We start from the raw sequence: 14,689 nt of genomic DNA on the forward strand, positions 1-14,689 counted from the left end.
CTTTCCCTCCTTGGAAAGGTTCCGGGGCGAGCGGCATGCCGGATTGGCGCGTCGACCCGGAATTGCAACGTCCGGTAACGGAGTCTCGGCGAGCGGGGGGTGTTCTGAAGAGGCGAGAAATCCCGAAAGCCGCCCAGTCCGGTGCGCGTTCGGGGTTTCTGCCAATTAATTGGCGGGCGTTGCCGCCGGGAGTCAGGCGGCGGCGGTGGGACGCAGGGCATCGCGTGTCGCCAGTGCGACACGGCGGGCGGCGGCGGCGAAGTCCTCGCCGGCGGAGGCGTACAACACCGCGCGGGAGGAATTCACGATCACCGTGCCCGCATCCTTGCGCCAGCCGGCCGCGACCGTGGCCGCGGCATCGCCGCCCTGGGCGCCGACGCCCGGGATCAGCAGCGGCAGCGTCGGGGCGAGCTCGCGCACGCGCTCGATCTCCTTCGGGTAGGTCGCGCCGACCACCAGGCCCAGCTGGCCGTTGACGTTCCAGTCGCCCTGGGCCAGCGCGGCCAGGTGCTCGAACAGGCGCGGCTGGCCGGGGACGTCGGCCAGGCGCTGCATCTGCCAGTCGTCGCCGCCCGGGTTGGACGTGCGGCACAGCAGGAAGGCGCCCTTGTCGGCGTAGCGCAGGTAGGGCTCGACGCTGTCGCGACCCATGAACGGCGACAGCGTCACCGCGTCGGCCTGGTAGCGCTCGAAGGCCTCGCGGGCGTACTGCTCGGCGGTGGCGCCGATGTCGCCGCGCTTGGCGTCCAGGATCACCGGCACGTGCGGCGCGTGGCGCTTGATGTGGGCCATCAGCTGCTCGAGCTGGTCCTCGGCGCGGTGCGCGGCGAAGTAGGCGATCTGCGGCTTGTACGAGCTCACCACGTCCTTGGTGGCGTCGACGACGGCGGCGCAGAAGTCGTAGATCCGGCCGGCGTCGCCTTTCCAATGGGTCGGGAACTTCGCGGGATCGGGATCCAGCCCGACGCACAGCAGGGAGTCGTTCAGGCGCTCGGCGGCCTGGAGCTTCGACATGAATTTCATGTGCGGTATTGTCCCGCTTTTGTGGGGGACGGCGTCCACGGGGACGTCGGCAATGACGCTGATGATGGCGTCGATGAGGATCCTGACGATGACGCTCACGGGCGCTGGGAGGCGTGGATGGACGTGTTGAGAACGGCGCGCTTGCGCCTGCGGTGGTTTCGGCAATCGGATGCGGCCTTCGTCCGCGGGCTGCTCAACGAGCCGGCCTGGATCGAGCACATCTACGACGCGCAGGTCCGCACCGACGAGCAGGCCGCGGCCTGGATCCGGGAGCGGCTGGAGGCGCGCTACTGGCTGCTGGGCTTCGGCTTCTGGGCCGTCGAGCGGCTGGAGGACGGCGAGCTGCTCGGCCTGGCCGGCGTGATCCAGCGCGAGGGGCTGCCGCATCCGGACATCGGCTACGGTTTTCCGGCGCGCTTCTGGGGCCAGGGCTACGCGCGGGAGGCGGCGGCGGCCACCTTCGACTACTGCCGCCAGGTGCTGGGGATGCGGCACCTGCTGGGCACGACGGCGCCGGAGAACGAGCCGTCCGGGCGCGTGCTGCTCGCGATCGGCATGACCGACGAGGGCCTGCAGCAGACCGAGGCGCACGAAGGCCTGTCGCGGGTCTATGCCTGGCACGATCCCGAGGGGCGGGACGACGCCGGGGAGATCGCGGCGTTGCGCGCCCGCTGGCACGCCGCGCTGCGCGGCCCGGCGCGGGCGGCGCTGATGGCGTGCGTGACGCCGGAGACCGTCGATCGCGTGATGGCCAGCCGCACCGACCTGTCGCCGCAGGCGATGGACCACCTCGCGCAGCGCTGGGCGCCGATGGCGGACGACCCGACGCTGCGGGCCGTGCGCACCCCCGCGGGCTGGCGGCTGGACATTCCGGCCGACCGCTGACGCCCCCCTGTCGGGCCCGGTGGGCGCCGGCCAGCACGGCGCCGTCGGGCGTTGGCGGAAACACGCGCGTGCGCATGCGCGCTTAAGCGTGGCTGAAGTCGGCGGGGGAGGGCCTCGCCTATGCTCGGTGCCATGGACATTTCTGCTCAGAGCGCCGCGCGCATCCTGCTCATCGAGGACGACGAGCGTCTGGCCCAGCTGGTCGCCGACGCGCTCAGCAAGGCCAACTACGCGGTGACCGTCTGCGGCGACGGCCTGGCCGGCGAGGCGCTGATGCGGCAGGAGCCCTTCGATCTGGTGCTGCTGGACGGTCACCTGCCCGGCAAGGACGGTTTCGACGTACTGCGCGACACGCGCCGTGACTTCGGCGGCCGCATCGTGATGCTGACCGCGCGGGACGACGACATCGACCAGGTGCTCGGTCTGGAGGGCGGCGCGGACGACTACATCGCCAAGCCGGTGGCGCCGCGTGTGCTGCTGGCGCGGCTGAAGGCGCTGCTGCGTCGCGACGCGCTGCCGGCGGCGCACCCGGTCGGCGAGGCGCTGCATTTCGGCCCGCTGACGCTGCTGCCGCAATCGCGCGAGCTGCGCCTGAACGGCGAGCCCGTCATCCTCACGACCGCCGAATACGAGCTGCTGAACTTCCTCGCGCACCGCGCGGGTCAGGTCGTGAGCCGTGACGACATCATGCAGGGCCTGCGCGGGCTGGAGTTCGACGGGCTGGACCGCGCGATCGACGCGCGCATCTCGCGGCTGCGCAAGAAGATCGGCGACGACGCGCAGGCGCCGGTGCGGATCAAGACGGTGCGCGGTCAGGGCTACCTCTTCGCGATCGACTGATGGCCGCGATCACGCTGCGCGCCTCGCTGTTGCGGATGGCGCTGGGACTCGGGCTGGCGGTGCTGGCGCTGATCCTGCTCGTCGAGGGGCTGGTGCTGATCGGCGCCTCCGAGGTCACCAACGACTACGTCCGCAACTTCATGCGCGGCACGGTGGACCTGCTGGTGCGGGACCTCGCGCCGCTGGACCCGCCGGCGCGGCGCGAGCGGGTGCGCGAGCTCGACGCGCAGTTCGACTATCCCGTGCGCCTGATCCGCACCGACCTCGCACAGCTCAGCGCGGACCAGCGCCGCCGGCTCGAACGCGGCGAGGTGCTGGTCACCGGCTTCAACCGCCGCATCTACGCGGCGCTGCCGGGCGAGCCCGACCAGTTGCTGCTGCTCGGCCCGCTCGATTCCAAGCGGGCCGGGGAGCTGCCGAAGGAACTCGCGGCGCAACTGGGCGTGGCGGTCGTGATCGCGCTGGCGGTCGCGCTGATCGCGTGGTGGCAGTTGAGGCCGTTGTGGCGGGATCTGCGCGGATTGCAGCGTGCGGCCGAGCGATTGAGCGCGGGCCGGCTCGACACGGAATTGCCGCCGTTGAAGAGCCGCCTCTTCGCGCCGGTCGCCGCGGCGACGCGCGCGATGCTGGAGCGGCTGGCCGCCGCGATGGCGACGCAGCGCGAGCTGACGGGCGCGGTCTCGCATGAACTGCGCACGCCGCTCGCGCGCTTGCGCTTCGCGGTCGATGCGCTGGTCGACGAGGACGACCGCGACCGCCGCGAGCAGGCGGTGATGGCCTGCGAGCGCGACATCGCCGAGCTCGACGAACTCATCGACGCGAGCCTGACGCTGGCGCGGCTCGACATGGGCGCGCTGCAGCCGCATGTGATGCAGGGCAACCTGGGTGACATGCTCGCGAAGGAAGCGGCGTCGCTGGCGCCGCTGCTCGACGGCAAGGCGCTGGACACGGACCTGCGGCTGCCCGATGAATTGCCATTCGACGAACGCCTGCTGCCTTATGCGATCCGCAACGGGCTGCGCAACGCGGCGCGGTACGCGAAGGGGCGCATCCTGATGACGGCGTGGGTCGAGGCGGGTCAGCTCTGGCTCGCGATCGACGACGACGGCGAGGGCGTGCCGCCGTCGCTGCGCGAGGCGGCCTTCGAGCCCTTCAAGCGGCTGGAGCGCAAGGGGCGCGGGACGCGCGGTTTCGGCCTGGGCCTGGCGGTCGTGCGGCATGTCGCGCATGCGCACGGCGGGCATGCGCGGCTGGGCGAGGCGCCGCGGCTCGGCGGCGCGCGGTTGCTGCTGTACTGGCCCGCCGAGGCGGCCTGAAGACCCAAGTACTACCGCCGCCGCTGGCCCTCACCCCCGCCCTCTCCCGCAAGCGGGAGATGGAGTCCGACCGGCTCCACTCACAGCGTCGCCTCCTCTTCCCCCTCTCCCGCTTGCGGGAGAGGGAAGGGGTGAGGGCCAGTGGCCGTCGCGGTGCACAGACCGCCCCGCGTGAAGCTTCGTCAAGCGCTGCGTGCGCGGCTGTCATCGACCGTCACACAAGCGCTCAACTCGCGCCACAGACGCGGCGAGGCCGAATTCCCAGAATGAGCTCCATGTCGAACGAGCCTGGCGGATGTCCAAGGCAACCCCGGACGACAGATCGGTCAACAGCTCTGAAGGAGTTCCAAATGAACAGCAACAACAACACCCGCACCTCGATCAACGGCAAGAAGGCCGGTCTGCTGGCTGCCGCGGCAGTCGCGCTGACCTTGGGCGTGGGCGTCGCGCACGCCGATCCGGTGACCCCGTACTACATCGGCGGCGACGTCGGCAAGGCGTCGCAACGTGTGGACGGCAACGCGCAGAAGCGTTCGTCGGACAGCTACAGCATCTTCGGCGGCTACAAGTTCAACGAGAACTTCGCGGCTGAAGTGGGCTACACCGACCTGGGCAAGGTCGACTTCGGCGGCGTGACGGCGAAGAACAAGGTGTACTCGCTGGACGGCATCGCCCGCGCGCCGCTGGGCGCCGGCTTCGGCGTCTACGGCAAGGTCGGCGTGGCGTATGCCGAGCGCGACTTCAGCAACGGCCTGGGCGACAAGGACAAGACCGGCCTGAAGCTGGGTGTCGGCGTCGACTACGCGCTGACCAAGAACGTCTCGCTGCGCGCCGAAGCGACCCGCTTCAACAACATGCCGCAAGCCAACGGCTTCGACAAGAAGGACGATCGTCTGAGCATGGGCCTGGCCTATCAGTTCTAAGACGACCGGTCACGGTTGACCGGTGCCGATTCCCCCCGGCACCGGCGCCTGACGGGGCTGCTCCGAGCGACACCCGACCCCCGATTCCCCGGCAGGTGCAAGGGCAGTGCAGAAATGCACTGCCCTTTTTTCATTGCCATCGGACATGCGCGTGTTGTGCTCGCGGTCCGCGCCCGATGTCGTCGACGCACAGGCGGGTCATGGGCGCCGCTCTCCGTTCTCGATGGAATGCATCCGCGCCGTCACCCGACGGTGTGATTCATCGAATCCGACTTCGTGGATCCGACTTCCTTTCGAGAACATCGACATGAACGCACTGAAATTCTCTTGTGAATCGCGCGACCTGGAGTTCCGCGAGCTGACCGACGCGGAGATCGACACCGTGCACGGCGGCGATTCGTGGGCCGGCACGCCCGAAGGGCGCGCCACGGCCGACGCCACGGCCTGCGCCAACACCATCCTCGCGTGGAGCAGCATCGGCTCCACCGTGGGCGGCATCGGCGGCAGCTTCATCACCGTGCTGGGTGGCTGGGCCATCGGCGGCGGCCTGGCCGCGGAGTACTCCAAGGCATGCAACATCACGCGGTGAACACGGACGCCCCCGTCCGGCCGCGGCCGGGGTGCCTGCCCCGCGCCGTGGCGCGCGTGATCGCCGCGGGCGCGGGCGCCCGGCTCGTGCTCGCGCTGCCGGGATGCTGTGCGGCCTGGTCGTACGCCGGGATCTTCCTGGCGATCCTGGCGGCGTTCCTGTGGGGCGTCGTCGTCTTCCGGGCGACGCTGGTGTTCCTGGCGGCAGCCGTCGGCGGCACGCGCCCCCGGATCTCGCGGGCAGGTGTCGCCGCGCTGGGGGTCGTGGTCGCGGCGATCGGCGCGGAGGCCTTCCTCGCGATGGCGGGCGTCGCGACTGAACCCGTGGTGGCCGTGGTGCTCGAGGTCATCGCCGCGAGCTGGGTCATCGGCTGCGTGGTGCTCGTCGGACGTCGCTGGCGTCAGCTGCCGACGGCCGATCGGGAGGCCTGATAGCAAAAAGGGGCAGTGCCTGTTTGCACTGCCCCATTCTTGCGATCCTGCCGAACGCTCAACGCGGATCGAACGCCGATCGACCGGGTCGATCGGTCGGATCGATCAGATCCGCTTCGCCAGCGCTTCCGCCGTGCCGGTGTAGTTCCCCGGCGTCATCGCCAGCAGGCGCTGCTTCTCGGCCTCGGGCAGTTCCAGGCCTTGGATGAAAGCCTGGATCGATTCACGCGTGATCGCTTTGCCGCGCGTCAGTTCCTTCAGGCGCTCGTACGGGTTGGGCAGCGCGTAGCGGCGCATCACCGTCTGGATCGGTTCGGCCAGCACTTCCCACGAGCTGTCCAGGTCTGCGTCCAGCGCGGCCTGGTTGAGTTCCAGCTTGTCGAGGCCCTTGGTGAGCGAGTCGTAGCCCAGCAGCGCGTAGCCCAGCGCCACGCCCATGTTGCGCAGCACCGTCGAGTCCGTCAGGTCGCGCTGCCAGCGGGAGATCGGCAGCTTCTGGCTCAGGTGCGTCAGCACGGCGCTGGCCAGGCCGAAGTTGCCTTCGGCGTTCTCGAAGTCGATCGGGTTGACCTTGTGCGGCATCGTCGACGAGCCGATCTCGCCGGCCTTGGTCTTCTGCTTGAAGTAGCCCAGCGACACGTAGCCCCACACGTCGCGCGACCAGTCCACCAGGATGGTGTTGGCGCGCGTCACGGCGTCGAACAGCTCGGCCATGTAGTCGTGCGGCTCGATCTGGATCGTGTACGGGTTGAAGGTCAGGCCCAGCTGCTTTTCGATCACCGACTGGCTGAACGCCTCCCAGTCCTTCTCCGGATAGGCCGACAGATGCGCGTTGTAGTTGCCCACGGCGCCGTTCATCTTGGCCAGCAGCTTCACCTCGGCGATGACGGTGCGGGCGCGGCGCAGGCGGGCCACGACGTTCGCGATCTCCTTGCCGACGGTCGTCGGGCTGGCGGTCTGGCCGTGCGTGCGGCTCAGCATCGGCGCGGCGGCGTGGGTCTGGGCCATGGCGGTCATCTTCTCGATGACGCGGTCCAGCGCCGGCAGGATGACCTGGTCGCGCGCGGCCTTCAGCATCAGGCCGTGGCTGGTGTTGTTGATGTCCTCGCTGGTGCAGGCGAAGTGCACGAACTCGCCCGCGCCTTCCAGTTCCGCCTTGCCGGCGAACTGCTGCTTGATCCAGTACTCGACCGCCTTGACGTCGTGGTTGGTCGTCTTCTCGATGTCCTTGATCGCCTGCGCATCGGCTTCGGAGAAGTTCGCCACCAGCGCCCGCAGGAACTCGCGCGACGCCGTCGACAGCGGCTTCAGTTCCGCCAGGCCGGCGTCCGACAGGGCGATGAACCACTCGATCTCTACCTGCACGCGGCGGTGCATCAGGCCGAATTCGGACAGCAGCGGACGCAGCGCGGCCATGCGCGATGCATAGCGGCCATCCAGGGGCGACAGGGCGGTGAGGGCGGAGAGATTCATGGCGCGCGCGGGCCGGAACCGGCCATTCAGGGGGTGGGACAAACCCGGGGATTCTACAGAGCGGGTCACAATGGCCCCCGCTCCGCGCAGCCACCGGCCGAGGGACGGTGTCCGGCAGGTCCGGCGCGGGGATATTGAGGGAAGGTTCGAGGGAAGGCATGCAAGAGAGAAGTCAACGCAAGGGCGCCGTCTGGATGACCGCCCAAGCGGCCGTCATGGCCGCGGCATCCGCCGTCACGATGACCCTGATGAGCGGCTGCAAGCCCGGCGGCGATGCGCCCCGGCCGCTGGCGCCGGTGGAGGCCGCCTCGGCCAATCCGGCGATCAGCGCCACGCTGCTCAAGCAGAGCGACGAGGTGCTGGCGCGCTACCGCCAGATGATCGTGCTGATGGACGGCGAGTCCGCGCTCAAGCCCGCCGAGCGCGACGCGGTGCGCGCCGTCGGCATGCTGCTCTTCCACGACATGCAGGACAGCATGCGTGCTCTCGGCGAGACCGCCTCGAAGAGCACCGACCCCGCCGGCCTGGCGGCGCTCTCGGACTTGCTCGATCGCATCGAGCAGGAACCGTCGTGGTTCGACGCCGACCGGCTCGCGTTCAAGGAATTCCTGACGCAGCTCTCGCAGCAGTTCTCGACCTCGCAAAGCATCGCCGGCCTCAAGCTGGCCAAGCGCGCGGGCGAGGACCTGAGCGTGCTGGCCGAGATCGAGAACGCCTACGAGCAGGAGCTGCGCGACACCTTCGGCCGTTTCGCGCAGCGCGGCATCGTGCCCAAGCGCGAGAAGTGGACCGACTACGTCGCCAAGCTCAAGGGCCTGTACGCGCGCGACCGCATCCTGAAGGACTACGCGACCATCCTGCCGGACCTGCAGGCACGTCCGAGCATCACGGAAGGGGCCGACGAGGCCGTGGCCTCGACGACCGCGGTACCGACCGCCCAGACGGCGCAGACATCGCCGGCAGCGGCTGCCACCCGCGGTCCCAGCAAGCAGGAACGCGAGTTCTTCGGCCGCCAGCTGCCGCCCAAGACGGTGCTGCTGACCTTCGACGACGGCCCGCACCCGCGCTACACCGACGAGATCCTGGAGATCCTCAAGCGCTACCAGGCGCCGGCCGTGTTCTTCGAGCTGGGCCGCAACCTGGGCAGCGTCGACGCCAACGGCAAGGTCAAGCCTGGCCCCGGCAGCGAGGTCGCCAAGCGCGTGCTCGCCGCCGGCCATCCGATCGCCAACCACAGCTTCAGCCACGGCGTGATGTCGAAGTTCGAGCTCGACAAGGTCCGCCAGGAGGCCAGCTCGACCGAGGCCCTGCTCGACGCCGCCGGCCGCGACGGCCAGGCGCTGTTCCGCTTTCCCTACGGCGCGCGCAACGACGCGGCGCTCGGCGCGATCGAGGCGCTCAAGCTGCGCTCGATGATGTGGAACGTCGACTCGCTGGACTGGTCCGATCCGATTCCCAAGTCCATCGCCGCGCGCGTGCTGGGCGAGCTCGGCAAGCAGCAGCGCGGCATCGTGCTGTTCCATGACATCCATGCGCGCACCGTCGAGGCGCTGCCGCTGGTGCTCGACCAGCTCAAGGCCGAGGGCTACAAGTTCGCGGCCTGGAAGGACGGCAAGATCGTCGCGACCGACACGCCCGCCGCGGATGCGGCGGCGCCGGACCTTGCGGGCGCGAACCTCTATCGCGACAGCGTCGCGCTCGTGATCGGCATCGACCAGTACAAGGCCTGGCCGCGACTGCAGCACGCGGTGCGCGACGCCCGCGCGATCCAGGAAACGCTGCAGACGCAATTCGGTTTCCGGCCCGAGAACGTCACCACCTTGACCGACGGCGACGCGACGCGCGCCAACATCCTGCGCGCGCTCAACGGCATGGCGCGCAAGGGCGGCGACGGCAAGCTCAAGCGCGACGACCGCGTCTTCGTCTTCTTCGCCGGCCACGGCAGCACGCGCAAGCTGCCGAGCGGACGCGACGTCGGCTACATCATCCCGGTCGACGCCGGCACCGACGACCTGCAGACCGACGCCATCGCCATGCCGCAGCTGCAGGAGCTCAGCGAGGCGCTGCCCGCCAAGCACGCGTTCTTCGTCATCGATGCCTGCTACTCGGGCCTGGGCCTGACGCGCGGCGGCGCGCCGGGCGGCAGCGCCAACTTCGTGCGCGACAACGCGCGGCGGATGGGCCGCCAGATGATGACCGCCGGCGGTGCCGACCAGCAGGTCGCCGACGACGGCCCGGGCGGACATTCGGTCTTCACCTGGACGCTGCTGCAGGCACTGTCCGGCAAGGCCGACCTCAACGGCGACGGCCTCATCACCGCGACCGAACTGGCGGCCTACGTGGCGCCGGCGGTGTCCGCCATCGCGCACCAGACGCCGGCCTTCGGCAGCCTGCCGGGCAGCGAGGGCGGCGAGTTCATCTTCGAACTCGCGTCCGCGCAGGAGCAGGCGCTCAGCGGCGACAGCAACCAGCTCGACGTCAAAACGAGCGCGCTCGCCAAGCAGGCCGACGACGCCCGCAACGCGCAGTTGCAGCCGGTGGCGCAGGCCTCCGCGCCGACCGGTGCCGTGCCCGGATCGCCGGCGGCCAGCGCGACCTCGGTGCAGGTCACGCTGAAGGGCCTGGACGGCAGCGACACCGCGATCGCCACCAGCGCCGCGCCCGCGCCGACCAGCGCGCGCATCGCGGCGCAGCGCGCCAACGACCGCGGCCTGCAGCTCTACAAGGAGCGCCGCTACGACGAAGCCGAAGCCGCGTTCACCGAGGCGCTCAAGCTGCAGCCGAAGTTCGCGCTCGCGGCCAACAACCTCGGCTTCATCTACTACAAGCGCGACAAGCCGGCCGAGGCGGCGCGCTGGTACCGCAAGGCGATCGAGATGGACGGCAGCCGCGCGCTGGCGCATCTGAACCTCGGCGACGCCTTGCTGCGCGCGGGCGACGACGCGGGCGCGCAGGCCGCGTACCGGGCCTTCATCGAGCTCTCGCCCAAGCACGCGCGGGCCGCGGAACTCAAGGCCTGGATCGAGCATCCGGACAGCGCGAAGAAGCCGGAACCGCCGCGCTGAAACGACGCCCTTGCCGCTGCCGCGTGATCGGCCGGGAGGGGCCTCGAACGGCGACCGATCAGCGATCGGGCCGCGATCGTTCAGCGACTGGAACTGACGGCGACCGGGCGTTGGAAAGGACCGACGGCGGGCGGGTTGTCCCTGATGCGAGGGGCATTCCGCCTGCTGCTTAATCCGTCCTTTCCCGCTCGGTTGACGACTGGTTACCGCTTCGTTCGATGCTTTCCCTGGCCTCCGATGGCGCCGCACCGCGCCTGATCCGTGTGCATCAGATTGATCCCCTTGCCTGGGCGCCGCTGCTGGCGGCCAGCGAGAGCGAGGGGCGGCAGATGCTGCGCCGCCTGATGGACGAATGGCGCAGCGGCGCCAACCGTTACGAGCAGCCCGGCGAATCGCTGTGGGCCTGGCTCGACACGAACGGGCAGGTCATCGCGGTGGGCGGGCTCAACGTCGAGCCGCCACCCGGACGTCCTGGCACCGGCCGCATGCGTCGCTTCTACGTGCATCCCGACTGGCGCGGCCACGGCCTTGCGAAGCGTCTCGTGAACGCGGTGCTTGCCAGCGCGCAGGGGCATTTCAGCCGCTTGCATGTCAACTGCGAAGAAGCCGCGTCCGCGACCTTCTGGACCCGTTGTGGTTTCGCGCCGATCGACGCGACCCTCGATCCCATCGAGCGTCCTGCGCGCTACACCCACGTGCGGCTGTTGCCGCAGTTTCACGCCGCCTGACGACAAGACCTGTCCCTCACCCTTTCCCTCCCCCGAAGTCCTCGGTAGCAAAACCGTGGCAGTGAGACAGTGATGGGGGACGGGAGGGCGTGGGGTTTTGGCGCTTGACGCCAAGGCCCCATGCCCTCGCGGCCAACGCCCGTGCCGACGAAGGAAAGAGCGCCTCAGGAAGTCTTGGGCGGCCAGTGCTTTGCGCAGACCTCGGCGACGTGGGGCAGCGCTTCGATGCGCTGGAGCAGCGCGAAGAATTCGGGCCGACTCGCCTCCAGGTGTTTCCTCGACCCTGACCACTTCGACACGATCACTGCCATCGCATCGAGCGCACCGGGTTTGGCGCCGCTGAGCCACGGCTGGCCGGGGAACATGTCCGCGAAGATCTCCCAGTGCTTGTGCAGCCGCGCTTTCGTGCCGGCGATGATGGCCTCGCGGTCGTCCTTGTCGGTGCGGGTCGAGTAGCGTTCCGGGTAGTCGATGACGCTGATGCAGCTGTAGCAGTTGGCGGCGATGTAGACGAGGCCGCGCAGGATCTGGTCGCGTTGGCGATCGCTGTTGCCGAGCAGTGTCGCGTCCGGGAATCGCAGGCCGAGGTGCATCAGGATGGCGCCGCTTTCTGTGAGCACGTCGCCGTCGGGCGTGTGCAGCGTCGGGATCTGCATCAGCGGATTGAGCGCGCGCAGCGCGTCCTGCTCCGACGCGTTTTCCCATGAGGATGCGTGCACCGTGCGGTACGCCTGGCTGCACCAGCGCAGGCCGATCTCGACGATCGAGGAGCCGGAGCCCTGCGTGCCGTAGAGGACGTAGCCGACGTCGGACGCTGAGTGGGAAGTCGAGGTGGAAGCCGAGGGGGAGGCGGTCATCACGATCTCCGCGAAAGTGGAGCGCAGAGTGTAGAAGCGCCGTCCGTCGCTCGGTCGGCCCTCGATCAGCGCTCGAAGAACCGCATCCGCTCGTCGTCCGCCGGATGCGTGTTGAACGCGATGCGCAGCAGTTCGCCCGCGCCCGCCTTGGCCCGTTCGCCGACGTCGCGGCCGAGGCCCTGGGGCTCGGAGGCACGCTCGGCACGGGCCTGAGCGGACCGCTTTGATCGCCACTCGCCAAGGCGCTCGAACAGCACCAGCATCGCCCGCGGCGACCGGCCGCTGTCGATCAGCAGCCGCTTCGCCTGCGCGTCGGCCGCGCGTTCGAAGTCGCGCGAGTAGCTCGCCTGCATCAGCACCGCCGGCGCGCCCGCGAGCAGGCTCGAGAAGTCTCCCACCGCGAAGCCCAGCAACCCGCCCATCAGACTCGCGCGCATCGTCAGCCGCAGGCCGTGCTGCTCGCGCACATGGCCGAGCTCATGCGCCAGCACGCCGAGCACCGCATCGGGCTCGTCGCCGAGCAACCGCAGCAGTTCGTCGGTGACGACGATGTGCCCGCCCGGCAGCGCGAACGCATTCGGGCCGAAGGTCTGGCCGGCGTCGCGGAAGTGCAGTTCGTACGCCGTCGATTCGCCGGGCTGGCTGGCGACCATCGCGGCGAAGCGTTCGCGCCATTGCTGCTGATCGCGTACCGGCGTCTTGCTCGGCTTGAGCAGCAGACTGTCGATCTGTTCCATCGAGCCGTCGCCGATCGACTGCTCGATCGACGCGGGCAGGTGACGCGCGATCACGTCCGCAGCGGCGGGCACGCCCCAGTGCCAGGTCGCGCCGCCGACGGCCACGACCACGACCAGCGCCACGATCGAATGCTTCCAGCTGGAGAACCATCGCACCGCGAGTCCGCCCCCCAGCCCGCGCCCCTGCGTCGAGTCGTCGGCCCAGGCGTCCCAGTCGGCGGCGTCCTTGGCCATCAGCACGCCGCCGTCGGGCAGCTGCGCCTGCCGCTGTCCGTGGCGCGTGCGCTCGGGCCATTGCACCGCGCGGATCGGGTAACGGCGTTCGATGCCCTCCAGCGCCTGGTCGTGGACGACCAGTTGCTCGCGCTCCAGCCACAGCCGGACCGGCCGCGCACGGGCGCTGCGGCCGTCGAACCAGTCGGCGTGGAGCGTCGCCGCCTGCGCGCCTTCCGAGCCTTTCGCGTCGTTCGATGCGTTCGATCCGCCCGCTGCCCCCGGCATCACAGGCCCATGTCGATGCCGAAGAAGTCGCCCGCGAGCTCGCCCGCGGCGTCCTGCGAGGCGCTCTCCTGGCCGGCCACCCAGGTCTCGGGATCGCCATCCATCGTCAGGCTCACGGCCTCGAGGCGCATGCGCGCGGTGTGCACCGCGGCGAACGGCCGGTACAGGCCGAGGGTCACCGCCGTCAGCAGCCAGTTCTTCAACGTGAGCCCGGCCAGCGCGCCGAAGCGCAACTGGCTGGTGAAGGACAGGTCGTCGGTCGTCGTGCGGTTCCAGAGCAGGTTCTGGAACCGCGCCGTGAAGAAGGGTCCGACCAGCGCGAAGAGCAGCAGGTAGGTCAGCCCGAACGACACGAAGGTCGAGATCATGAGCACCACCTTCGATCCGCTCAAGGCGCTGGCGCCCACGACCGCCATGGCCGCCAGCATGCCTGCGATCACCACGGCCAGCCCGATGCCGGCACCCTTGAGGCACAGCCAGTACACGCTGCCGGCGCCCAGGCGCAGTTCGCCTTGCTGTGCCGCGATGCGGTAGCCGTTGTGCTGGTAGCGCTTGGCCGCCGCGACGATCCATGGCATCACCAGCGTGATGCCGAGCACGGCCAGCAGCACCAGTTGCTCGACGATCCCGAAGCGCGGCTTGCCGTTGACCAGCAGCCCGGCCGGGCCGCCGACCGCCTGTGCCACCAGCACCACGCCCGAGAGGATCCAGACCGGCAGCGCCGGGGCATAGGCGCCCTTGAGCGTCCCCGTGAAGCCGAAGCGCAGGCCGCGCCAGCCGGTGTTGCCCAGCCGGAACTGCATGCCCGCGCGCCACAGCGCCGGCCAGATCGCGGCCATCACGACGAAGGCCACCAGTCCCGCCATCGGCGAGAAATGCCCGGCCGCCGAATACGTGCCCATCAGCACCAGCAGCAGCACGTGGCCGCGGAACATCTTCCACGGATCGCCGTGGAAGGTCAGCGCATGGCCGTCGACCAGCGTGTTGGCGTAGAAGTAGCGGATGCGCCGCGCCTTCGCGAACGGCCAGTACAGGCTGGCCGTGACGATCGTCAACAGCAGGTTGACGATCCAGATCCGGAAGTATTCGCTGCCCGATCCGGTGAACTGGATCTCGAGCTTGCGCTTGCGGTACTCCGACAGCGGCCATCCGGTCAGACCGCCGGTCGCCGCTCCCTCCTCGTGCTCTCGCATGATTCCCTCTCTCTGTCGTTGTGGTGGCCGGTCTCCCGGGGAGCCGGTCCGTGTCCATGGGCGCACCGCTTGCCTGATGCGCCGTCGTCGGCCCCCTCGGCCGCGACCCCGCATCCAGGCGGGGCGGG

General features: G+C 69.7%; 13 protein-coding genes. 8 read left to right on the forward strand and 5 right to left on the reverse strand.

Annotated elements, in window-relative coordinates; all coding sequences use genetic code 11:
* Positions 1 to 192 precede the first annotated feature (192 nt).
* Positions 193 to 1,023, reverse strand: coding sequence for an orotidine-5'-phosphate decarboxylase (pyrF, locus tag AC07PR_RS24950; protein ID WP_495136907.1), 831 nt, complete (start codon positions 1,021 to 1,023; stop codon positions 193 to 195).
* A 117-nt stretch (positions 1,024 to 1,140) separates the two neighbouring features.
* Between pyrF and AC07PR_RS24955 the strand changes: the two genes are divergently transcribed.
* The 6 genes from AC07PR_RS24955 to AC07PR_RS24980 all read left to right on the forward strand — a co-directional run bounded on the left by AC07PR_RS24955 (position 1,141) and on the right by AC07PR_RS24980 (position 6,007).
* Positions 1,141 to 1,908: a GNAT family N-acetyltransferase gene (locus AC07PR_RS24955; RefSeq protein WP_483108107.1), complete on the forward strand. Its 768-nt coding sequence runs from the start codon at positions 1,141 to 1,143 to the stop codon at positions 1,906 to 1,908.
* A 132-nt stretch (positions 1,909 to 2,040) separates the two neighbouring features.
* On the forward strand, positions 2,041 to 2,748 hold the full coding sequence (locus tag AC07PR_RS24960) for a winged helix-turn-helix domain-containing protein (RefSeq protein WP_377159357.1): 708 nt from the start codon (positions 2,041 to 2,043) through the stop codon (positions 2,746 to 2,748).
* Positions 2,748 to 4,064 (forward strand): ATP-binding protein, encoded by a 1,317-nt coding sequence (locus AC07PR_RS24965; RefSeq protein ID WP_377159359.1) that lies wholly within the window; start codon positions 2,748 to 2,750, stop codon positions 4,062 to 4,064. The genes AC07PR_RS24960 and AC07PR_RS24965 overlap by 1 nt, the downstream gene beginning before the upstream one ends.
* Before the next feature lie 350 nt (positions 4,065 to 4,414).
* Positions 4,415 to 4,987 (forward strand): outer membrane beta-barrel protein, encoded by a 573-nt coding sequence (locus AC07PR_RS24970; protein WP_377159361.1) that lies wholly within the window; start codon positions 4,415 to 4,417, stop codon positions 4,985 to 4,987.
* 307 nt (positions 4,988 to 5,294) lie between these two features.
* Entirely contained in the window at positions 5,295 to 5,576 is a 282-nt protein-coding gene (locus AC07PR_RS24975; protein ID WP_495136908.1) for a hypothetical protein, read from the forward strand.
* Positions 5,558 to 6,007, forward strand: a complete 450-nt coding sequence (locus AC07PR_RS24980; protein WP_495136909.1) for a hypothetical protein — start codon at positions 5,558 to 5,560, stop codon at positions 6,005 to 6,007. The genes AC07PR_RS24975 and AC07PR_RS24980 overlap by 19 nt, the downstream gene beginning before the upstream one ends.
* 105 nt (positions 6,008 to 6,112) lie before the next feature.
* On the opposite strand, the gene purB is transcribed toward AC07PR_RS24980, so the two are convergent.
* A complete protein-coding gene (purB, locus tag AC07PR_RS24985) occupies positions 6,113 to 7,480 on the reverse strand; it encodes an adenylosuccinate lyase (RefSeq protein WP_377159367.1) in 1,368 nt (455 codons plus the stop codon).
* A 158-nt stretch (positions 7,481 to 7,638) separates the two neighbouring features.
* Between purB and AC07PR_RS24990 the strand changes: the two genes are divergently transcribed.
* Both AC07PR_RS24990 and AC07PR_RS24995 read left to right on the forward strand, forming a co-directional pair.
* Positions 7,639 to 10,545, forward strand: coding sequence for a polysaccharide deacetylase family protein (locus AC07PR_RS24990; RefSeq protein ID WP_495136910.1), 2,907 nt, complete (start codon positions 7,639 to 7,641; stop codon positions 10,543 to 10,545).
* A gap of 218 nt (positions 10,546 to 10,763) precedes the next feature.
* Positions 10,764 to 11,273, forward strand: a complete 510-nt coding sequence (locus tag AC07PR_RS24995; protein ID WP_495136911.1) for a GNAT family N-acetyltransferase — start codon at positions 10,764 to 10,766, stop codon at positions 11,271 to 11,273.
* Between the two features lie 164 nt (positions 11,274 to 11,437).
* Here the strand turns inward: AC07PR_RS24995 and AC07PR_RS25000 are convergent, their stop codons facing one another.
* From AC07PR_RS25000 to AC07PR_RS25010, 3 genes are all read right to left on the reverse strand, one after another.
* Positions 11,438 to 12,130 (reverse strand): glutathione S-transferase family protein, encoded by a 693-nt coding sequence (locus AC07PR_RS25000; RefSeq protein WP_495136912.1) that lies wholly within the window; start codon positions 12,128 to 12,130, stop codon positions 11,438 to 11,440.
* Between the two features lie 65 nt (positions 12,131 to 12,195).
* Positions 12,196 to 13,368: a M48 family metallopeptidase gene (locus AC07PR_RS25005; RefSeq protein WP_495136913.1), complete on the reverse strand. Its 1,173-nt coding sequence runs from the start codon at positions 13,366 to 13,368 to the stop codon at positions 12,196 to 12,198.
* Positions 13,368 to 14,561: a YjgN family protein gene (locus tag AC07PR_RS25010; RefSeq protein WP_377159377.1), complete on the reverse strand. Its 1,194-nt coding sequence runs from the start codon at positions 14,559 to 14,561 to the stop codon at positions 13,368 to 13,370. The genes AC07PR_RS25005 and AC07PR_RS25010 overlap by 1 nt, the downstream gene beginning before the upstream one ends.
* Positions 14,562 to 14,689: the final 128 nt, after the last annotated feature.

The sequence above is a fragment of the Roseateles sp. GW821-FHT09H11 genome, from assembly GCF_059415845.1.